Here is a 21,643-nt window from a genome sequence, read left to right on the forward strand (position 1 = left end):
GTGCCTACATTTGCACTTGCAAACGTAAACACTGGACTTCCTCCTAAAACAACATCATCTGCTCCTATAACTCCACTTAAAGTAGCAGTTCCTGAAGCAGTTCCTGCTGTCGTGCCATCATAAACTTTATTATCTCCTGTCAATCCTACTACAGTTAATGTAGCAGAAGTGATATCTCCTGATAAAGTGGGTTGTGTTAACGTATAGTTTCCTGAATCAGTTCCACTTATTGTATATCCACTTGTATTGATCGTAATTCCTGTGCCTACATTTGCACTCGCAAACGTAAACACTGGACTTCCTCCTAAAACAACATCATCTGCTCCTATAACTCCACTTAAAGTAGCAGTTCCTGAAGCTGATCCTGCTGTCGTCCCATCATAAACTTTATTATCTCCTGTCAATCCTACTACAGTTAATGTAGCAGCTGTGATATCTCCTGATAAAGTGGGTTGTGTAAGGTATATTTTCCTGCATCGGTTCCACTTATTGTGTATCCTGAAGTATTGATCGTAATACCTGTTCCTACATTCGCACTTGCAAATGTAAATACTGGACTTCCTCCTAAAGTTACATTATTAGCTCCAGAGGCTACTCCAGATAGAGTAGCTGTTCCTGTAGCTGATCCTACATTAGTTCCATCATATACTTTATCATTTCCTGTAAGTCCTGTAATCGTTAAAACACCTAATGCACTTGTATCATTTATATTAAGTCCTGTAGTTTCGTAAGTCTCTGTTCCTGAACAATCGTTGTAAGCATAAACCTGAAAGTAATATGTTGTGCCAGGGTCTAATCCTGTTACGGTAACATTGGGTGAGGCCGAAGTTCCAAAATAAATGGGTTGCTGACCGGAATCATTCCAACTTGTATCTGCTGTAGGTTCATCTCCATCACTGGGTGCTGTAAAACTATTGGCTTCATTAATATAAATAGCATATCCTGTGGCTCCTCCTGCTGGCGCTATAAAACTTGTTAGGTTTAACGTAGAACTTGTTTCTGAACCAAACGTCCCTCCTGTTGCCTGTGCTGTTGGGGCTGCGCAACTTGAAAAAGCACTTCCTGTAAAATCTGAAACTACTGTTCCACTATGTGTATATTCTCCAAAAGTCCAGTTGGTTGTGTTATATATCTGATCCAAACAATCTCCAATAGAGCTATTACAAGTAGTAGACCCTGTATATCTTCCTTGCCCTGTTGTTGTTAAAACTTGAGAAGTTGTTAATGATGTTCCATTAAGGTCAAGAGTATTTCCATCATTTCCATCATGGGCTGTTAAAAAGGCTGTTGGGGAAGCTCTAGTTCCAATAATTGCAAAAAAGTCTTCAGATGATCCAAGGTTAAATCCATTTTCATCTTCAGTTGCGGTTCCAATATTGGCTGCTGTTCCAGATCCATCAGCATCAGTAATCGTAATTACTGTACCAGCACTAATTGTAGCTCCTGTTAGGTTTTGCCATAAAACCTCTCCCTCATTGACAAGATCAATAAATGCAGGTGTTGGTAATGACCCATCCCATTCTTCATCAATAAAACGAATTGCTGTTGTATGTGGAGCATCATCTAAAAGAATAAAGGAAAAACCATCTTCTTGATCAGCCCCTCCATTATCAGCATGATAAGCTACAAAAGCAATGTCTCCAGGTGCATCTATAGAACCGTTTTGATTTTGCGAATAAATTTGGCCATAAAAAAATGTTGTAAGGGCTAACGATAAAATAACACGAGTAATGTTCTTCATAGTGTGTTTGATTAGTTATAACTTTAATTGTAAGAGGGAGTCTAAAATTAGTAAAAAAACAATAAATTTCTTCATGTTAACGGTTATGAATTCAAAAAAAACAGGTGTTTATACCTGCTTTAAAATAAAAATGCCAGAAGTAACCTTCTGGCATAGAATTCTAATATATTAAATGCTATTAGCTTCTAGACGGGAAGTACCCTTGTAAAGCAATGATATAATTAATAGCTAAATATGGCTGAACATTTGTATGCCATTGATTTCCTCCAGAAGGTAAATTTGTAACGGCAGTTCCAGCTACAGGAGCAACTGCTGGGTATCTTCCATTAGGAGTACCAGAAGCATACAAATCGTCTCCTGTATTTCCTAAAACACCTGCTGCAGGGCTTGTTGAATCTGCGTCTCCATCTGTAGTATTTACAGGAATTGTAGCGCTTCCTTCAGTAACTGTTGCTAAATGTGTATGAGAAGGAATTTGAAGTAAGTTTAACGTTACTGTTTCTACTCCTCCTCTTTGCCCTAAAGCGTAATTTGATAATCCTGGACCATGTCTTGGTCCTATAGCCGCTCTACCTCGTAAATCGGGTAGACCAAAAGTTGTTCTTCCATCTCCTCCGTAGGTTGTTCCTAATAAAGAAAACAACGCACTATTTGCAGAAATGGCAAGTAATTGTCCATCACAGAAAGCCCAGCCTCTTGGAGCAAAGTTTCCTGCGAAAATCATAATTGATGCCAACATTGGATCCATAGTGTAAAATATTTAATGGTTAATAAATAAAGTTTCAAGTATTGTTAACCTTCTGGTTTGTTAATAAAATCCTCCTCTTTTTCAAATAAAAAACGGACATTAAACCGAAGGGTATCAAACTTAACTTTATGATTTCAGGTTTTCTAGGAAGTAAATACGCAATCAACAAAACAGGTATAAGTACCTGTAAATATATTTACAAGTATTTTTTCAATCCTCTTTTATATATTTGATGCTATCAAATTTATACCATGGATGATTTCAGATTATATATAGAATTAGGACTAAAACACGTGCTAGATTTTAGTGCTTATGATCATATTCTATTTTTAATTGTTTTAGCTGTCGTTTTCAGTTTTAATCAGTGGAAAAAAGCAATATGGCTGATTACTTTTTTTACAGTTGGACATACGTTAACACTTGCTTTAGCTGCTTATGGGGTTATTAATATTCGAGTTGAGATTATTGAATTCTTAATTCCTGTTACTATTTTTATTACAGGAGTTGCTAATGTTGTTCGTGTAAATAAAGCTTCTTTAGGGAGAGAAAAATTAAATTGGTTCTTTGCATTGTTCTTTGGTTTAATTCATGGTTTAGGTTTTTCAAATTATTTCCGTTTGATGATTGGAAAAGAAGAGGACAAACTATTTCCTTTGCTTGAATTTGCCCTAGGTATTGAACTCTCACAAGTTATTATTGTTTTTGGAATTTTAGCAATTGGTGCTGTATTACAAAATTTCTTTAAAGTATCGAAGCGAGATTGGGTTTTGGTAACTTCTGCAATAGTTATAGGTTTTACAATTCCAATGATGATTGAGCGTGTTTTTTGGTAAAGATTTAACGTTCTTATTTTTTAAATCTCTGTATTTTTAGCTTTCATGAATTCTAAACAATTGAAATACGACAAAGCTTATCTAAAGATGGCTTTTGAATGGGGAAAATTATCTCATTGCGAGCGTAAACAAGTAGGTGCTTTGATCGTAAAAGGAAGAATGATTATTTCTGACGGTTTTAATGGAACTCCTACAGGTTTTGATAATTGCTGTGAAGATGAGGATGGTTTAACCAAATGGGAAGTGCTACATGCCGAGGCGAATGCTATTTTAAAAGTAGCAGCCTCAACTCAGTCTGCTGTTGGTTCTACCTTGTATATTACTTTATCTCCTTGTAGAGAATGTAGTAAATTGATTCATCAAGCCGGAATCAAACGAATTGTGTATTCAAGATCTTACAGAGATACAAGTGGTTTAGAATTTTTAGAAAAAGCTGGTGTTGAACTTTTGTATTTACCTATAGATGAACAAGAATAATTTTCCTATTTACCTCTCTCTGGCCACTGTTCTGGGGATTTTAATCGGCACTTTTTTTAGTGGCAGTTCTAACGGGTTGTCTCTTACAAGCAGTTCAAAAAACGAAGCTAAAATCAAGCGTTTAATGGATTACATCGAACGCGATTATGTAGACGATGTTAACACAGATAACTTGTTAGATGATGCTATTACACAAATGCTTGGGAAATTAGACCCTCATTCTGTATACATACCAAAAGAAAATCTACAAGCCGTTCAAGAAAATATGCAAGGGAAGTTTGTAGGAATTGGCGTTCAGTTTAGAATGATTAACGATTCTATTACTGTTATTCAACCTATGAAAGGAGGGCCAAGTATCAAAGCTGGAATTAAAGCTGGTGATAGAATTATTGCTGCCAATAAAGACACTTTATCTGGAAGAAACTTAACCAGTAATGATGTGCCTAAGTTTTTAAAAGGTCAACCAGACACCAATGTAAAACTACAGATTTATAGAAAGACCAACGATTCTTTGTTTACAGTTAATCTTAAAAGAGGCGATGTTAATATCAAAAGTGTAGATCTTTCTTATATGATGAATGATCATATTGGCTATATAAAATTAGATCGTTTTGCCAGAAATACGTATAGAGAGTTTAAAGCTGCTTTGGCCGACCTTAACAACGAAGGTATGACTGATTTAGTCTTAGACCTTAGAGGTAACGGTGGAGGATTTGTTGACATTGCTGCTAGAATAGTTGATGAGTTTTTAGAAGATGATAAATTGATTGTCTTTACCAAAAACAACAAAGGAAAAATAGAAAAATCTTTTGCTTCTAAAAGAGGTGAATTTGAAAATGGGGGGCTTTATGTTCTTATTGATGAAAATTCTGCATCGGCTTCTGAGATTGTTGCTGGAGCTTTACAGGATAACGACAAAGGAACTATTATTGGAAGACGTTCATTTGGTAAAGGATTGGTTCAAATAGAAATGGATTTAGGTGATGGTTCTGCTGTTAGATTAACTACAGCTAGATATTACACTCCAACTGGAAGATCTATTCAAAAACCTTACTCTAAAAATGGTGACGACAGTTATTATAACGATTATCAAAAAAGAATTCGAAGTGGTGAATTACTTAATCAAGACAGTATTCCTGTTGTAGACTCTTTACAATTTAAAACCCCTAAAGGAAAGATCGTTTACGGTGGTGGTGGAATTATTCCTGATGTTTTTGTTGCTGTAGATACTACTGCTCTTTTAAACAATTTCTACTTTAGAACTGTCAATAATTTTGCCTTTGATTATGTAGATAAAAATCGCAGAGAGATGACCAAACGTTGGACCTTAGATGACTTTGTTGAAAATTTTGACAAAGACGATATTGTTTTTCAATCCTATCTATCAAAAATTAAAGAACTTAACAGAAGAAATTCTTATCGTACTATAGAAACCTTGAGGATGTATGTAAAAGCCTCTATTGCAAATGTACTTTTTGGTGATGTTGGTTTTTACAGAATTATTCATACCAACGATAAAATGCTTCAAAAGGTTTTAGAATTAGATTCTAAAAAATAGCGTTACTTTTTTCTATAGTAAACTAAATTTTATTCCATAAAAAATGGAAAATTTAGTTTCATATCAAGAACCGCTTTGTTAGTCCATATAATTTTTTCATTTTAGGTTTTGTGAATTTCTCTATGAAAAAATTCATGTACTTTTGCAGTAATGATTACAATTCAGACTTCTGAAAACAAGAAAATTTATTTTGCTTCAGATCAGCATTTAGGAGCGCCAACTTATGAGGCTAGTTTGCCTAGAGAAAAGAAATTTGTTTCTTGGTTAGATACCATTAAACAAGATGCTGAGGCAATTTTTCTATTGGGAGATCTCTTCGATTTTTGGTTTGAGTATAAAACAGTTGTTCCAAAAGGATTTGTAAGGGTTTTAGGTAAACTTGCTGAAATTAGAGATGCAGGAATTCCTATCTATTTTTTTGTAGGTAATCATGATCTTTGGATGCGTGATTATTTTGAAAAAGAATTAAACATTCCTGTTTTTCATCAACCTCAAGAATTTCAAATCAACAACAAACTATTCCTTATTGGTCATGGTGATGGATTGGGTCCTGGAGACAAAGGTTATAAACGCATGAAAAAAGTGTTTACTTTTCCATTTTTTAAATGGTTGTTTCGATGGCTACATCCAGATTGGGGTATGAAGTTGGGTCATTATTTTTCCGTAAAAAACAAATTGATTTCAGGTGATGAAGACGCTAAGTTTTTAGGCAATGAAAACGAGTGGTTGGTTCAATACTGTAATCATAAACTATCTCAAAAACATTATGACTATTTTGTTTTTGGCCATAGGCATTTACCTCTAGAAATAGATTTAAATGAAAAAAGCAAGTACTTAAATCTTGGTGATTGGATTCAATATTTTACTTACGGAGAATTTATGAAAACCTTTAAGCTAAAAGAGTTTTAGTTATTCCTGTAAGTCGTTTACAAATTTAATTAACCGTTCTACTCCTTTGTAGATGTTTGGGCAATTCTCTTTAATGAAATTTTCTGTGATTTGTTTCTTTTCTTGATAGACTTTCATCACATTTTTTCCATCAAAATCTACAAAAGCCAAACGAAAAAACAGCTCCTTATCTTCAAAACCAAAATCTGAACTTGGTAGCAAAGCTACTTGATAATTTTCTAACAAATACAAAGACAATTCTTTACTTGTTTGAATTCCCAAAGCATTTATTCTTTCTTGAAGTTCATCAAACCCAACCATCATATAAAAAGCTCCTCTTGGATTGGTGCAAGTAATCTGATTACGGGTTAAGTTTTTAAAAATAAACGAAGAAATTCCAGATAAAATTGACGAAGAATCTGACACATATTCTTTAATATCATTTGAATATTTATAAGCTTCAATTGCTGCATATTGAACTGGTGAAGCCACACAGCTAAAGGTTTCGCTAAACAAAGAGCGATAGACTCTTGACAAATGTTTAAGTTCGTGAGGTAAAACCATATAGCCTAATCTGTATCCTCCAGCAGAGAATACTTTGCTCAAACCTCCAAAAACAATAGTCTTATCAGGATAAAACTTAGAAATACTTGTTGCATAGTTTTCGTCAAAATTGATTTGAGAATAAATCTCATCAGATAAAACGATTAGTCCGTATTTTTTACAAACATCAGCTAATTTTTGGTATTCAGACTCAGAATAAATGGCTCCTGTTGGGTTATTTGGTGAGTTTAAAATAAGTATGTATTGTTTATTTTCTGTGCCTTTATTAATGAACTCTTCTAATGTTTCAGCTGTTAGTTTAAAATCATTTTCAATATAGGTTTCTAAAATTGAGTATGTACCTCCTTTAGATTTGATTTGTGGAATGTAACTCACCCAACTTCCTTTAGGTATTAAAAAATGACCCTCAAAAATTAAAATGGATTGATAAAGTAATTCTTTACTACCTGGCCCAATAAAAATAGATTCTTTAGATGTTTTTATGGCTTGGTTTTCTAGCAAAAACCTAGTTATACAGTCTCTTAAAGAATCCAAACCATCTACAGGTAAATAATGGTTGTTGTTAGCGTGCTCTTTTAAAGCATCAACAATTTTATGATGAATTGGAAAAGGTGATTGTCCAAATCCAAAATGGTTGATTGATTTTCCTTCTTTTCGTAATGCTTTTACTTTTTCATTAATTTCTAGCGTAGCTGAAGGTTTTAAACTAAAAATGTCTTTATTTATTTTCATTTTTTGTTTTATTAAAGAAAAAAGAGGCTGGTAAAACCAGCCTCTTTTAAATTTATATCGAACTTAAATTTTAAGCTGGATCTTGTGTGAAAATTGTATAAGATACATTACCGTTGGCATCTGTTTCTTTTGTAAACCAAATCGCGTTTCCATCGGCAGTAACATTAATATCTGTACTTAGTATTCCTGCACCAGTTACCATACTTACATTTACATCTTCTGGAGCTGAGGCTCCAAAATATTGGAAATAAATTGCATAGTTTCCATCTGCAAGTGGAGATCCTTCTAAAACTTCTGTATTGGTAACACCTAAACTAGTATCAATCCAAGCAAATGTATCTGCCCAAGTAGCAGTCATTGGCTGTAATCCAACGTCTAAATCTGAACTTCCCGGCCAAGTTATTGTAGCTATAAAAGCTCCTTGCTTAGCAATAGTAGCAGTTGTATTACTAGAAAGTACTGCATTGATGTTTTGAGCTGCTCCATTAATAATAGTAAATCCTGTTAATACTATCTCATGAACATTTTCAGCAGCAGTAAATGTCACAGGAATTGTAGCAGTACTTGCTCCTGAATTTAATGTAAGTGTTTGTTCTACTCCATCAACAGTATAAAAAAGTCTAGATAACTCTGGAATTACATCTGTAAAATTCACTCCTAAATTATACTCTGTTGTATTATCAGGTACAGAAATAACACCTGTTCTATTAAGTCCTATTGCCAAGTCTCTTTCTGCACTTACTACTGGATCATCATCATCAATAGCACAAGCTGTAAAAGTAAATACAGCTAAAACTAGTAAGCTTAATTTATATATATATTTCATGTTTTTCATTTTTTAATATTGTGTAAGAGTATACGCTAAAGTTGTACCTATAGTTGTTTTTCTTATTCCTAAAAGCCAGCTGTTTGCTGTTACAGTAATGTTGTATACTTTTTGCTGTGCATCTGGGAAATCAACTGTAAGAGTAAGATCTACTGGTCCTCCAGAAAAAGAAGGCCATTCTTGAGTCCAAACACTAAAATCTGCGTCTTCAGCAGCAGTACTAGGGAAAGTAACAATCTCAGTAGTAGTAACTCCAAGACTAGAATCAACAACTGTTCCTCCTAAGTCTTGCATTCCTGTTACTAAGAACAAGTCCATGTCTCTTCCTCCGTCTGTCCAAGTTAATGTAATCGTTACATCACCTGCTATAGTTTCTAAAAGATCTAATACGCTAATAGTTCTTGAAGTGTCACCTAAGGTTAGGTACACAGTACTAGTTAATGTATACTGAACATCAGTAATAGTTAATGTATACGTTTCAAGTCCATCATCAGCATCTCCGTCGTCAGCCATAGTAACAGTAACGTCTACAGAAGTTTGTCCTGCAGGAATAGTTACAGTATTGTCATAAGTAGCTTCAACAGATCCGTCAGAAGACACCATTTGCAATGTAATTACTGCATCAGATGTTAAAGGCTCATTCATTGATATCGTATACGTAACTGCATCACTTTCGGTAGCTGTAAAATTATTATTAGCGTCCGTAAAGCCTACAAATACGTGTCTGCTATCGGTAAAAGTACCGTCGTTTGTGATACTATCTACATCATCTTCACCACAGGAAAAAACCAGTGCTAAAGTGAAGAAATAGATGATATATTTTAAGTTTTTCATTTGTTTAGTTTTTTTGAATTACAGTTTAAAGTTTAATCGAGCAAATACTGTTCTACCATTGATACCAAACTGAGAAGTAACACGTGGATAAATAAAGTTATTTCCACTAGTTAAGTTAGCAGGTGTAGCATCTGGATATACATCAAATATGTTGCTTGAACCTACAGTTAACGATAAGTTATCAGTAAAATCGTAACCAAATGAAAGGTCAGTAACTATTTTTGAACTAAACTCTTCATGTGCTCCATCTGGATTAAATACAGATCCAAATAAAGAATTTCTAAAGAATACATTCCAGTCATCAGCTTGAAGTAAGTGGCTTAAGTTTGCCTTAACTCTAGGCTGAGCCAATTCTAAGAAGTAAGATTCTCTTTCCCCGAAATAAGTGTCTATTTGACTAGCTAATTGTTGAGAAGCATGAATATCATCTACTCTATTAGTCTTAGCATAAGAGAAAGCGAAATCACTAGTTAATCTCAAGTCAGAAATATTAGTTCTGTGAGAAACAACAACATCGATTCCTTTTGTTTCAGTATCGATAGCATTTGCAAAGAAACGTGCTCTTGTTGCATTTGCTTGATCAAATAACGACTGTAACTCTCCAGCTGTACTTGGTCTAGAGAAGTTTCCTGTTAATACAACTCTATCTTCAATTCCTGTATAGAATCCATCAATTGTTAATGTAATGTTTGCATCAGGAATTTTAGCTGTAAATCCTAAACTAGCACTAAAAGATTCTTCTTCTTTCAATTGAGGAATTCCTAAGATATTAGCAATTCTACTATCGTTAGAGAATGTTCCAACTTCATTAGGTATACCGTTGATGAAGTTAGTACTTGTAGCGTTAAAGTTTTGTTGGTGTAAAGAAGGTGCTCTAAATCCTGTACTTGCTGCAGCTCTAAAGTTAATGTTATCACTTAACTTAACTCTTGTTGCTAATTTCCAGTTTAAAGTAGAACCAAAATCACTATAGTTCTCATATCTTACAGCTCCAGAAACTAACCAACTTTCTGATAAATCTGCTTCTACATCTGCGTAGAAAGCATAACTGTTTCTGTGAGCATTTCTTTCATTTTCTGGTCTAAACCCAGGGAATACTTGAATTCCTCCTGGTCTTGCTCTTCCAAAGAAATCTAATACTTGAGTTGCAGCAGAACCGTCCCAAATATTTCCGTTTATATCATAAGTAGCCCAAGACTCTTCTTGACCTTGGAAAATGTTATAATTTTCTAATCTGTACTCAGCTCCAAATGCAACGTTTAATCCTTCAAACGTATCTTCAAAGTATTGAGAAACATCTAAGTTTGTTGTGTTCTGAGAAAAAGAAAATCCTCCAGCATAGGCTGTTAATGGAGAACTATTTAATAAAGTAGCATTGTTTGAATTGCTAATTGTAAAGTCAAATGAATTTTCTCCCCAAGTATTACTGAAATCTATATCCCAGTCTCCTTGCTTTCCTCTAATTCCAACTGCAAATGATTTATCTTTCACATCACTGTTAATCTCAGGTAAGAATCCTGCGCGATATAATCCAGTAAATGCTCTTGATTGGTCAGGTCTTCTGTAGAATCCTCCTGCATTACCTCTTCTATAGCTAATTCCTCCAAATGCATAGATCTCCATATCTTCAGAAACAGGGAATTCCATATTTGCAAAGAATTTTCCGTTTCTTAATTGAGATTGACCAACTCTCATGCTAAAATCTTGTCTTGTTAAACTTCTTACACCTAATTCTGCATCAGTTGTATCAAAGTTTAAAAGTGATTGTAAATCTGCAATAGAAGCAGCCGCACTAATTTGATTTTTTAATCCTAAATCAAAATGCGTAACTCCTTGAGCTAAAAATTGAATTTCAGATAATGAATAAGCCGTAATATCAGAACCTAAACCACTATTTAATCCAACCCACTCAATAGAGTTAGCTGCATTAAAGATTGTTCCAGAAAAACCATCTTTACCAGCTCTTGAAGAAGGAGCTCTAGTAGAAAGCTCTCCAGTAAAGTTGATAAAACCACCTTTATCTCCTAAAGGAATACCATAGTTAGCATTGATTTGAAAGTTCTCTCCATCAATACCTCCGGTTTGATTGTTTGTTTCACTTCCCCAGTTTGAACCAGTGTTTACAGAAATTTCAAATCCTTCACTGTCTTTCAAAACTATATTGATAACTCCTGCAATGGCATCACTACCATACTGAGCAGCAGCTCCATCTTTTAATAATTCAATTCTTTTGATAGCGTAAGCTGGGATAGCATTCATGTCTGTTCCAACACTACCTCTACCAACTGTACTATTTACATTAACTAAAGAAGAGTTATGTCTTCTTTTTCCGTTAACTAATACCAAAACTTGATCTGGTCCTAATCCTCTTACAGAGGCAGGGTCGATATGATCTGTTCCGTCAGAAATAGTTTGCGTAGTAGATGTAAATGAGGGAGCGACATAATTTAATATGTCATTTACAGAAATCTGTGGTCCAGCACTAACTAATTCTGAAACATCAATAATATCAATAGGAACTGGTGTATTTGCAACAGTTCTGTTCTTATTTCTAGAACCTACCAATACTACTTCGTCTAAAGCTACATTATCATCTTCTAGCACAATTGTAATATAGCTAGTGTCTGTAACTTTCTTTTCAGTAGTTTTAAATCCTAATGAGGATACAACAATCGTAGTAGGCAATTGCTGTACATTTAATGAAAACTCACCATTTTCATCTGTGGTAGTCCCATTCGTAGTTCCTTTTTCCACGACATTCATGAAAGATAATGCCTCTCCGCTAGAGTCAGTTACCTTACCTTTTATTGTTTGAGCGTTTAAAGAAACTGCCCCCAAGAATAAAAATACAACCGTGAAAATTTTAAAAAAGTCATTGTGTTTCATATAAATATGGTTGATTGATTAAACCACAAATGTTGCTTATTTTTTCCACAAAAACAAGATTTTAACAACCTAATATTAAGAAAGCCTGCTTATTAGGTGTAAATACGTGTCTTAACATATGTTAAGTGCTTTATATTTTACTCCTTTTATAGGATGAAAAACCTCTTTTACCTTTAACCTATCTTTAACAATGTAAAAATTCCTATTATTGTAGCTTTGTTTTCAATTTTAAACTGATAAAACCTCGTATTAAAATGGATGTAGACGTTAGAGTAATTAATGAAAAAATAGAAAGAGAGAGTGCTTTTGTTGATTTGCTTACCTCTGAAATGAACAAAGTAATTGTTGGTCAAAAGCAAATGATAGAAAGATTATTAATAGGTCTTCTTGGAAATGGACATATTTTACTAGAAGGAGTTCCCGGACTTGCAAAAACCTTAGCTATAAACACCTTATCTAAAGCTGTTCAAGGGAGTTTTAGTAGAATTCAGTTTACCCCAGATTTATTACCTGCTGATGTTGTTGGTACGATGATTTATAATGTGAAAGAAAATGACTTTTCTATTAAAAAAGGACCAATTTTTGCAAATTTTGTCTTAGCAGATGAGATCAACCGTGCTCCTGCTAAAGTACAATCTGCATTGTTAGAAGCCATGCAAGAGCGTCAAATTACTATCGGAGATGAAACATTTAAATTAGATGAACCTTTCTTAGTAATGGCAACTCAAAATCCCGTTGAACAAGAAGGAACTTATCCACTACCTGAAGCGCAGGTAGACCGTTTTATGCTAAAAGCGGTAATTGATTATCCTAAATTAGAAGATGAGCAAACTATTATGCGTCAAAACTTAAACGGAGGTTTTGAAAATGTAAATCCAGTAGTTTCTATTGATCAAATTCTAAAAGCAAGGGAAGCAACTAATGAGGTTTACATGGATGAAAAAATCGAAAAATATATTCTAGACATCATCTTTGCCACTAGATATCCAGACAGATATAACTTAGGTCAATTAGCGCCTTTAATTAGTTTTGGAGCTTCTCCAAGGGGAAGTATTAATCTTGCTAAAGCTGCTAAATGCTACGCCTTTATAAAAAGAAGAGGTTATGTAATTCCTGAAGACGTTAGAGCTGTAGTTTATGATGTTTTACGTCATAGAATAGGAATCACTTATGAAGCTGAAGCTGAAAACATTTCATCAATCGATATTATAAATTCTATTATTAATGAGATAGAAGTTCCTTAGAACTATAAAACATACAATCTTTAAATACTTTAAAAAATATTTTTGCTATGAAATATAAATTAACAAGGTATAAAACCTTAACAGGAAACAAGGAAATTTTAGAATTGACAGAAGATGCTTACGGACAGTGGATTATTTATCAAAACAAGAAACCAAGGTTTCATGTAAACTGTTTTGATTTCGAAAATGAATCAAATCAAATTTTAAATAATCTGTTGCTTGCTAAGCAAAAATCTATGAAAGAAATTCTAAAAATTATTAACAAAGAAAGAAAAACAAATTTATCAATAGAAAAGGCTCCTGTTCTTGAAGTTAAAGTGAGTTCTACAATCAAAGAGCTTAACTTAGAGCCTTTACCTCTTGAATGGATTAGTTAAACAATGGATACCAAAGAGATACTAAAAAAAGTACGGAAAATTGAGATTAAAACCAGAAGGTTATCCGATCATATTTTTGGAGGCGAATATCATTCTACCTTCAAAGGAAGAGGTATGACATTTTCTGAAGTTCGTCAGTATCAATTTGGAGATGATGTAAGAGCCATCGATTGGAATGTAACTGCTCGCTACAATGAGCCTTATGTAAAAGTTTTTGAAGAAGAACGTGAGCTAACCATGATGTTGATGGTTGACGTATCTGGATCTGAACTTTTTGGAACATCAGAACAATTTAAAAAAGATACTGTTACTGAAATCGCCGCAACCCTAGCTTTTTCTGCTATTCAAAATAACGATAAAGTTGGTTTAATTCTATTTTCTGATGAAGTAGAACTATTTATTCCTCCTAAAAAAGGAAAAAGTCATGTACTTAGAATTATTAGAGATCTAATAGAGTTCAAACCAAAAAGCAGAAAAACAAATATTGCAGAAGCCTTTAAGTTTTTAAGTAATGTTATGAAAAAGAAAGCAATTGTATTTATGCTTTCTGATTTTATGGATGATGATTATGAAAGAACCTTAAAAATAGTTGGAAATAAACATGATATTACAGGAATTAGAGTCTACGATAAACATGATGAAGAAATTCCAAATTTAGGGATGGTTCCCATGTTAGATGCAGAAACCAATCAAGTCCAACTCATTAATACCTCTTCAAAAACTACAAGAAGAAACTACAAAGCAAATGCGCTTAGGTTGTCTGACTATTATCACTCTACATTCAAAAGAAGTGGTGCTGGAACTATTAATACCAGAGTTGATGAAAGCTATGTGAAAAAATTATTAGGGTATTTTAAACACAAAGGAAGTTAGATAGATGAAGAAACAAATCCTTATCCTTTTTTTATTGCTCAGTTCTTTCTCTTTTGCTCAAGAAGTAAAAGTAGAAGTAGACACTACCAACATTAGAATTGGAGAACAATTCTATTATAAAATATCTGTAAGCGATACAGCGAATGTTATTATTCCTAAGCTTCAGAATTTAAAAGGATTAGAGGTTGTTGAAGATGTAAAAATAGACACCTTCAAAAACAATTTAATTAAAAAATATCTCCTTACTAGTTTTGATAGTGGCGCATATTACATTCCGTCTCAACAAATTTTCATCCGAAATAGAGCCCATATTACAGATTCTATCCTAATCAATGTTGCAACGGTAGCCATCGATACTACAAAACAAAAGATGTTTCCTATAAAGGCAATTCAGAGCGAGCCTTATACCTTTGACGATTTTAAGCCTTATTTAATCTGGGTAATTCTAGGTATTCTGTTAATCGCAGGACTTGTTTATTATTTAAAAACTCGTAAGAAAAATGAAGCTGAAGAAGTTGAATATGTTCCTGTTTTAGCTGCTTACGAAGAAGCCATAGGGAAGCTTAAAGAATTAGATGAAAAGTTGCTTTGGCAAAACAATAAAGTAAAGCAGTACTATAGTGAGCTTACAGAAATACTAAGAAACTATCTGGGCAGAGATATAGAAATCCCAACACTTGAATTAACCTCAAGCGAAATAGTTGAATTGGTTAGCACGCAAAACAAATCTAAAGAGATTGGTCTTGCCAAAGAAACCATCTCTAATATTGATACACTCCTAAAAAATGCCGATTTGGTTAAGTTTGCTAAATCCAAACCAATGGCTCATGAAATAGAAAGCGATAGAAAAAGTGCAGAGCAGATAATCAATAATATTCGTCCAAAAGTAAAAGAGTATAGAAAAGCTATTGAAGAAGAAACAGGCACCGTTGAAATTCAAGAATCTACTGTTACTCAAAAACCTGTTGGAGTTTCTGATTCCAAAGAAGAAAAGAAAAGTCCTTGGAAAAAAATCGATCGAAGAAAAGTAATTACAACTGCTGTTACAGTTACTTTAGTTGTATTAGCTGCTAATTTTGTCCCTAGAATGGTTGGAAGCTTTCTCACTGCTTCTACCCAAGAATTAGCAGAAGGTAAATGGATGACTAAAACTTATGGATTACCTTCTATTACAATTGAAACTCCAGTTGAATTAAAAAAAGAACCGGACCCAGAACTTCCTGAAGAAGTGAAAAACTCAATTGTATCTATGAGTGGTTTTGGTTATTCTAAATGGGGCAATAAATTAGATATTATTGTATTCACTAGCAGCTACGCTCCTACTATACAAACAAGTTTAGATGGTGCTGTGGGTGGCGCTATTGAAAAAATGAAAAGTCAGCCTGAAGTCTCTAATGTGACATCAAACGTAGAACAATACGACGCTGTTGGCATTCCTGGTGCTAAACTCTCAGGAACTTACAGCGAAAAAGGAGTTGACAAAAAATATGAAGCTGTTATTATGGCTAAAGACAATAGACTTTGGACAGTTATCGTAGCTCATCAACAGGGAGATGAAAATGGAGAGAAAATAGCAGAGCGAATTTTAAATTCGATAAAAATAGACGATGCATATGTGGAATAATTTTGAGTTTCATAATCCTGAATTCTTATGGCTTCTAATTGCTATTCCTTTACTAGCAATCTGGTATTTCTTTGTGCGAAAAAAAGATACAGCCCTATTAACTGTACCAAGTGTAAAAGGATTTAAAGCAGGAAGCTCTATTCTTCCAAAATTAAAACCCTTACTTTATATTTTTAGACTATTGGCTCTTGCCTTTTTATTAGTAGCATTAGCAAGGCCTCAAAATGTTGCAGTAAGTACAAAAATAAAAGCCAATCGAGGAATCGACATTGTTATGGCAATAGACGTTTCTGCTAGTATGTTGGCTAGAGACTTAAAACCCAATCGTCTTGAAGCGCTAAAAACTGTTGCAACCAACTTTGTAAACAGAAGGCCTAATGACCGTATTGGAATTGTAGTATATGCTGGCGAAAGTTTTACACAAACCCCAATAACTAGTGATAAAGGAATTGTAAAAAGAACCATTTCAGATATTAAATGGGGACAATTAGAAGGAGGTACCGCTATTGGAATGGGACTAGGATCTGCAGTAAACAGACTAAAAGAAAGTGAAGCAAAAAGCAAGGTCATTATTTTACTTACAGATGGAGTTAACAACTCTGGTTTTGTAGATCCAAAAACAGCTACTGAACTTGCTAAAGAATTAAAAATAAAAGTCTATACAATTGGTATTGGAACTAACGGAACCGCAGATTTTCCATACAGCAAAGATCCAAGAACCGGTCAATTACAATTTAGAAAACAACAAGTAGAAATTGATGAAAAGTTGCTACAATATATTGCAGAGGAAACTCAAGGACAATACTTTAGAGCAACCAACAATACCAAATTAAAAGACATTTACGACGAGATTGATAAGTTAGAAAAAACAAAAATCGAAGAGTTTAAATACACCCAGTATGATGAAAAATACAGAATCTTTGTATTCATCGCTGGAGGTTTATTACTTTTTGAATTTCTGTTAAGAAACACGCTGTTTAGAAGTTTTATATAATGTACAAGATAGACGAACCTATATATTTTTATTTTTTTGCTGCAATTCCAGTAATTGTGGTTGTTTTTCTATTGGTATTATGGTGGAAAAAAAGAACACAACGTAAATTTTCTAATCCTGTCTTACTAAATAAACTAGCGCCTAACAGTTCGGTTTTTAAATCTACTCTTAAGTTGTTGTTTTTTATTATTGGAATTTCGTTTTTAATCTTGGCCTTGGTCAATCCAAAAATGGGAACCAAGTTGAAAACAGTAAAAAGAGAAGGAGTTGATGTTGTGTTTGCGCTAGATGTGTCTAGAAGTATGTTGGCAGAAGATATTGCTCCAAATAGATTAGAAAAATCAAAACAGATTATCTCTAAAATTATAGATAAATTAGGTAGTGATAGAGTTGGAGTAATTATTTATGCTGGTAATTCCTATCCATTGTTGCCAATTACCACAGATCATGCAGCAGCAAAAATGTTTTTGCAAAACGCAAGTCCAGATCTAGTTTCTAGCCAAGGAACAGCTATAAATGAAGCATTAGACTTAGCAAAAACTTATTATAATAATGATGAAGAAACCAATCGTTTTTTAATTATTATTTCTGATGGAGAAGATCATCAAGAAGAAACTAAACAAGTAGCACAAAACATTGCCGATGAAGGCGTAAAAGTATATACAATTGGTGTTGGAACTGAAAAAGGTGGGCCAATACCACTTAAAATAAATGGATCTTTAATAGGATACAAAAAAGACAGAAAAGGAGAAACCGTAATTACTCAACGTAAACCAGAAGTTTTACAAGGAATTGCAGATGCTGCAAACGGAAGTTATATCGATGGAAATAAAACAGACAAACCTGTAAAAACCATCGAAGATATTATTGGAAATGCTCAAAAAAGTGAATTTGAGACAAAACAATTTTCAGATTATAAAGATCAGTTTCAATGGTTTTTAGGAATCGGTATTTTGTTCTTAGTTTTAGACATTTTCTTGCTAGACAAGAAAACAAAATGGCTAAGAAAAGTTGATTTATTTAATGAAGAGGACAAATAATTCTAATTATGAAGAATTTACAATACATCTTAACCTGTGTTATGTTACTAACCTCTGGCGTGTTTTTTGCCCAAAAAGACTCTATTGCTAAGCAAAGAGAAGCCAGAAAGTTTGTAAGAGAAGGAAATAAACTTTATGAAGATAAAAATTATACGGATGCTTCAGTATCGTATAAAAAAGCTTTAGGAAAAAACAGTACTTACAACAAAGCAACTTATAATATGGGAAATGCTTTGTATCAAGGTAAAAATTACAAAGAAGCTATTCCGCAATATGAATTGGCAGCAAAATCTGCAAAAGATAAGCCTTCAAAAGCAGAAGCTTTTCATAATATTGGAAATGCACACATGGAGGGTAAGAATTACCAAGGCGCTGTAGATGCCTATAAAAATTCACTTCGTAACAATCCTAATGATGATGAAACCAGATATAACTTAGCCGTAGCTCAAAAATTACTAGAAAAAGAAAAAAACAAGGATAAGAATAAAGATAAAAACAAGGATAAGAACAAAGACAATAAGGACAAGAACAAGGACAAAAACAAAGACAAGAAAGACGGAGACGATAAAGACAAAAAAGATCCTAAAAATAAAAACGACAAAGGAGATCAGAACAAGGATAAAAAGAAGCAAGATCCTAACAAAAACGACAAGAAAAAACAAAAACAAAAACCTCAGCAAGGAAGAATGTCTCCGGAACAAATTAAGCAGTTGTTAGAAAGTTTGAATAACGAAGAGAAAAAAACTCAGAAAAAATTAAACGCAAAAAAAGCTAGAGGTAAAAAAGTAAAACAAGAAAAAGATTGGTAAATTTTATATTTGCCAAGAATTTGAAGAATATCTATGAGGCAAAAGGTTAGATATATTGCAGTAATACTACTTACTCTTATGAGTATGTCTTTCTACGCCCAAGAAGCACAACTTACAGCAAGAGTTAGTAAAAACAAACTAGGAGTAAATCAACGATTAAGAGTTGAGTTTGCCATCAATAAACATGGTGCGGATGATTTTTCTCCTCCTAACTTTCAAAACTTTAGAATCGTTAGTGGTCCTATTCAGTCCATTAGTCAGTCTTTGAGAAATGGTAAAGCCAGTTATTCTCAATCTTATACCTATATCATCCAACCCAAAAGAAAAGGTGAATTTGCAATTCCTTCTGCAAGTATTAAGTTAAACGGAAAAGTCCTAAAATCAAAACCGGTAAAAGTAATTGTCTTAGACGCTGTAGAAATTCCAAAAGATCCTAATGACCCTAATTATATTGCACAACAAAATGTTCATTTAGTGGCTGAGATATCAAAGTCTAGTCCATATGTTGGTGAAGGTGTTTATGTAGAATACAAATTGTATGTAAGTAAAAACATTAGTGTGAATGATTTTTCTGTCACAGAATCTCCTCAATATAATGGCTTTTGGAATCAAGACATTAAAATTAATGGGTTAATTACCAAATACGGTACCTATAACGGAGAACAATACAGATACGTAGTTCTAAAAAAAGCATTACTCATTCCAACCAAATCAGGGAGACTTACCATAGATCCAATGAAAATGGATATTATTATTGGTGTTCCTACCGGAAGAGGTGATTTCTTTGGAAACCCAATCACTAGAAATATCACAAAATCATTTGCTTCTCCTAAGAAGTTTATCAACTCAAAAGAATTACCTATAGATGGTAAACCTGAAAGTTTTAATGGTGCCGTAGGTAAATTCGATTTTAATGTAACTACTAGTAGAAGTGTTTTAAAATCAAACGAATCTGCAAGAATCTCTGTAGAAGTTAGTGGAATTGGAAACTTAAAACTATTTGAACTTCCAGAAATTAAAACACCTTCCGAATTGGAGGTTTTCACACCAGAACAAAAAGAAAGAGTAAGTGTAGGCCCTTCTGGAATACGTGGTAAAATAAGTAAAAATTACACTGTTGTTCCTGAGTATAAAGGAAAGTACAAAATCCCTAATACCGAGTTTACTTATTTCGATCCTAAGAAGAAAGAATATATTACGCTTACTTCTGACGATCTTTTTGTTGAGGTTTTGGAAGGCAAAGAATTAGTTACTGACTCTGACAAAAACTCTATTGCAAAAAAAGATGTTGTAACCACGGGAGCTAACTTTAGATATATTCAAACCAAAGCTTCATTTATTCCTATAGAAAAAACCGATTTTTTCAAAACAAATGCCTATTACTTACTTCTGTTTCTTCCACTTTTATTAATTCCAGTAGGAATAGTAATTGCTAAGAAAAATGAAGCAAGAAGTAATGATATTATTGGAAATAAGCTAAGAAAAGCCGATCGTTTGGCTAAAAAATATTTATCTGAAGCAAAGAAGCAATTAGGTAAAAAAGAAGAATTTTATATCGCCTTAGAAAAGGCACTTCATAATTATCTGAAAGCCAAGCTGCGAATAGAAACATCTGATATCAGTAAAGAAAAAATCACTCAGCTTTTAGAAGAGAGAAGTGTAGATTCCGCATCTATCAATTCGTTTTTAGATGTGTTTAAAAGTTGTGATATGGCCAGATATTCGCCTGTTTCTGTAGTAGAAATGAATGAAGATTATGAAACAGCAAAACAAGTAATCACTCAAATTGATAAGCAACTATAACATGAATAGAATATTAGTTTTATTGTTGTTTGTAACTCAGATTGTATCTGCCCAGTCTGCTGATGAGTTATTCAAAAAAGCCAACGAACAGTATAAATCAGAACAATACGAAGAAGCTATCGCTACCTATGACCAAATAGAAAGTTTAGGTGTTATTTCTTCAGAACTATTTTACAACTTAGGAAATTGCTACTATAAACTCAACAAAGTCGCTCCATCAATTTACAATTATGAAAAAGCATTATTAATCAACCCTTTAAATGATGATGCACAAAACAACCTTGTTTTTGCTAGAAGACTAACTATTGATAATATTGAAGAACTCCCAAAATCTGTTTTTCAAAAAATTGATGAATCATTTGTTAAGAAGCTTTCCTATAACGAATGGGCCATAGTTTCTGTGTCTTTATCAATAATAGGAGCCATTTTATTTTTGCTTTTTTACTTCGCTTATACACCATCAAGAAAGCGCCTCTTCTTTGTAACCAGTATGCTGTGTTTTTTATTATTGATTACTGCTTCTATTTTTACAGTCAAAGAACATTCTTATTCTAATAACAATGTAGAAGCCATTATTTTTGTTCAGCAAACGGAAATTAAAAATGCTCCTACTTCAAACAGTGAAAATGTATTCACATTACACGAAGGAACCAAGGTAAAAGTCTTAGACACAGTAGACAATTGGAAGAAGATTAAAATTGCTGATGGAAAGATCGGATGGATTATTTCTAGTGACCTAAAATTGTTGAACTTTTTTTAAAATAAATTTAACAATTTAACCTTTTCTCTGTC

At 33.4% G+C, this 21,643-nt stretch carries 20 protein-coding genes; 13 read left to right on the forward strand and 7 right to left on the reverse strand.

Translation table 11 applies throughout. The features are described 5' to 3' along the window. The 3 genes from AAON49_RS00515 to AAON49_RS00525 form a co-directional block, all read right to left on the reverse strand. Nucleotides 1-404, reverse strand: a 404-nt coding sequence (locus tag AAON49_RS00515) for a YDG domain-containing protein (protein ID WP_349551836.1), incomplete at its 3' end; no start/stop codon positions are given. Between the two features lie 11 nt (nucleotides 405-415). Beyond that, nucleotides 416-1,741, reverse strand: coding sequence for a YDG domain-containing protein (locus AAON49_RS00520; RefSeq protein WP_349551838.1), 1,326 nt, complete (start codon nucleotides 1,739-1,741; stop codon nucleotides 416-418). Between the two features lie 178 nt (nucleotides 1,742-1,919). Beyond that, nucleotides 1,920-2,489, reverse strand: a complete 570-nt coding sequence (locus AAON49_RS00525) for a phage tail protein (protein WP_349551840.1) — start codon at nucleotides 2,487-2,489, stop codon at nucleotides 1,920-1,922. A 251-nt stretch (nucleotides 2,490-2,740) separates the two neighbouring features. Here AAON49_RS00525 and AAON49_RS00530 point away from each other — a divergent pair, with 251 nt between their 5' ends. The 4 genes from AAON49_RS00530 to AAON49_RS00545 all read left to right on the forward strand — a co-directional run bounded on the left by AAON49_RS00530 (nucleotide 2,741) and on the right by AAON49_RS00545 (nucleotide 6,266). Continuing rightward, nucleotides 2,741-3,322: a HupE/UreJ family protein gene (locus AAON49_RS00530; protein ID WP_349551841.1), complete on the forward strand. Its 582-nt coding sequence runs from the start codon at nucleotides 2,741-2,743 to the stop codon at nucleotides 3,320-3,322. Between the two features lie 45 nt (nucleotides 3,323-3,367). Continuing rightward, on the forward strand, nucleotides 3,368-3,799 hold the full coding sequence (locus tag AAON49_RS00535) for a deoxycytidylate deaminase (protein ID WP_349551843.1): 432 nt from the start codon (nucleotides 3,368-3,370) through the stop codon (nucleotides 3,797-3,799). Beyond that, entirely contained in the window at nucleotides 3,786-5,357 is a 1,572-nt protein-coding gene (locus AAON49_RS00540; RefSeq protein ID WP_349551844.1) for a S41 family peptidase, read from the forward strand. Before AAON49_RS00535 ends, AAON49_RS00540 begins: the two co-directional genes overlap by 14 nt. A 150-nt stretch (nucleotides 5,358-5,507) precedes the next feature. Then, on the forward strand, nucleotides 5,508-6,266 hold the full coding sequence (locus tag AAON49_RS00545; protein WP_349551845.1) for a UDP-2,3-diacylglucosamine diphosphatase: 759 nt from the start codon (nucleotides 5,508-5,510) through the stop codon (nucleotides 6,264-6,266). On the opposite strand, the gene AAON49_RS00550 is transcribed toward AAON49_RS00545, so the two are convergent. The 4 genes from AAON49_RS00550 to AAON49_RS00565 form a co-directional block, all read right to left on the reverse strand. Continuing rightward, on the reverse strand, nucleotides 6,267-7,541 hold the full coding sequence (locus AAON49_RS00550; protein WP_349551846.1) for a pyridoxal phosphate-dependent aminotransferase: 1,275 nt from the start codon (nucleotides 7,539-7,541) through the stop codon (nucleotides 6,267-6,269). Nucleotides 7,542-7,611: 70 nt separating this feature from the next. Continuing rightward, complete coding sequence (locus AAON49_RS00555) at nucleotides 7,612-8,367, reverse strand: hypothetical protein (protein ID WP_349551848.1); 756 nt, start codon at nucleotides 8,365-8,367, stop codon at nucleotides 7,612-7,614. Between the two features lie 12 nt (nucleotides 8,368-8,379). Continuing rightward, nucleotides 8,380-9,201 carry a hypothetical protein gene (locus AAON49_RS00560; RefSeq protein ID WP_349551849.1) on the reverse strand — a complete coding sequence of 274 codons (822 nt, stop codon included), beginning with the start codon at nucleotides 9,199-9,201 and terminating at the stop codon, nucleotides 8,380-8,382. Nucleotides 9,202-9,219: 18 nt separating this feature from the next. Next, nucleotides 9,220-12,087 (reverse strand): TonB-dependent receptor, encoded by a 2,868-nt coding sequence (locus AAON49_RS00565; RefSeq protein WP_349551850.1) that lies wholly within the window; start codon nucleotides 12,085-12,087, stop codon nucleotides 9,220-9,222. A gap of 254 nt (nucleotides 12,088-12,341) precedes the next feature. On the opposite strand from AAON49_RS00565, the gene AAON49_RS00570 reads away from it, so the two are divergent. From AAON49_RS00570 to AAON49_RS00610, 9 genes are all read left to right on the forward strand, one after another. Next, entirely contained in the window at nucleotides 12,342-13,331 is a 990-nt protein-coding gene (locus AAON49_RS00570) for an AAA family ATPase (protein WP_349551851.1), read from the forward strand. Nucleotides 13,332-13,378: 47 nt separating this feature from the next. Beyond that, complete coding sequence (locus AAON49_RS00575; protein WP_349551853.1) at nucleotides 13,379-13,708, forward strand: hypothetical protein; 330 nt, start codon at nucleotides 13,379-13,381, stop codon at nucleotides 13,706-13,708. Between the two features lie 3 nt (nucleotides 13,709-13,711). Continuing rightward, complete coding sequence (locus tag AAON49_RS00580) at nucleotides 13,712-14,581, forward strand: DUF58 domain-containing protein (protein WP_349551855.1); 870 nt, start codon at nucleotides 13,712-13,714, stop codon at nucleotides 14,579-14,581. A 4-nt stretch (nucleotides 14,582-14,585) separates the two neighbouring features. After that, a complete protein-coding gene (locus AAON49_RS00585) occupies nucleotides 14,586-16,205 on the forward strand; it encodes a hypothetical protein (protein ID WP_349551856.1) in 1,620 nt (539 codons plus the stop codon). After that, nucleotides 16,195-17,199, forward strand: a complete 1,005-nt coding sequence (locus AAON49_RS00590; RefSeq protein ID WP_349551858.1) for a vWA domain-containing protein — start codon at nucleotides 16,195-16,197, stop codon at nucleotides 17,197-17,199. The genes AAON49_RS00585 and AAON49_RS00590 overlap by 11 nt, the downstream gene beginning before the upstream one ends. Next, a complete protein-coding gene (locus AAON49_RS00595; RefSeq protein ID WP_349551860.1) occupies nucleotides 17,199-18,239 on the forward strand; it encodes a VWA domain-containing protein in 1,041 nt (346 codons plus the stop codon). The genes AAON49_RS00590 and AAON49_RS00595 overlap by 1 nt, the downstream gene beginning before the upstream one ends. A gap of 8 nt (nucleotides 18,240-18,247) precedes the next feature. Beyond that, entirely contained in the window at nucleotides 18,248-19,048 is an 801-nt protein-coding gene (locus AAON49_RS00600) for a tetratricopeptide repeat protein (protein WP_349551862.1), read from the forward strand. An 84-nt stretch (nucleotides 19,049-19,132) separates the two neighbouring features. Further along, nucleotides 19,133-20,851, forward strand: a complete 1,719-nt coding sequence (locus AAON49_RS00605) for a BatD family protein (protein WP_349551864.1) — start codon at nucleotides 19,133-19,135, stop codon at nucleotides 20,849-20,851. A 1-nt stretch (nucleotide 20,852) separates the two neighbouring features. Continuing rightward, nucleotides 20,853-21,611: an SH3 domain-containing protein gene (locus AAON49_RS00610; protein ID WP_349551865.1), complete on the forward strand. Its 759-nt coding sequence runs from the start codon at nucleotides 20,853-20,855 to the stop codon at nucleotides 21,609-21,611. Nucleotides 21,612-21,643 lie beyond the last annotated feature (32 nt).

This window comes from Pseudotenacibaculum sp. MALMAid0570 (assembly GCF_040151415.1).
Classification (GTDB): Bacteria; Bacteroidota; Bacteroidia; order Flavobacteriales; family Flavobacteriaceae; genus Polaribacter.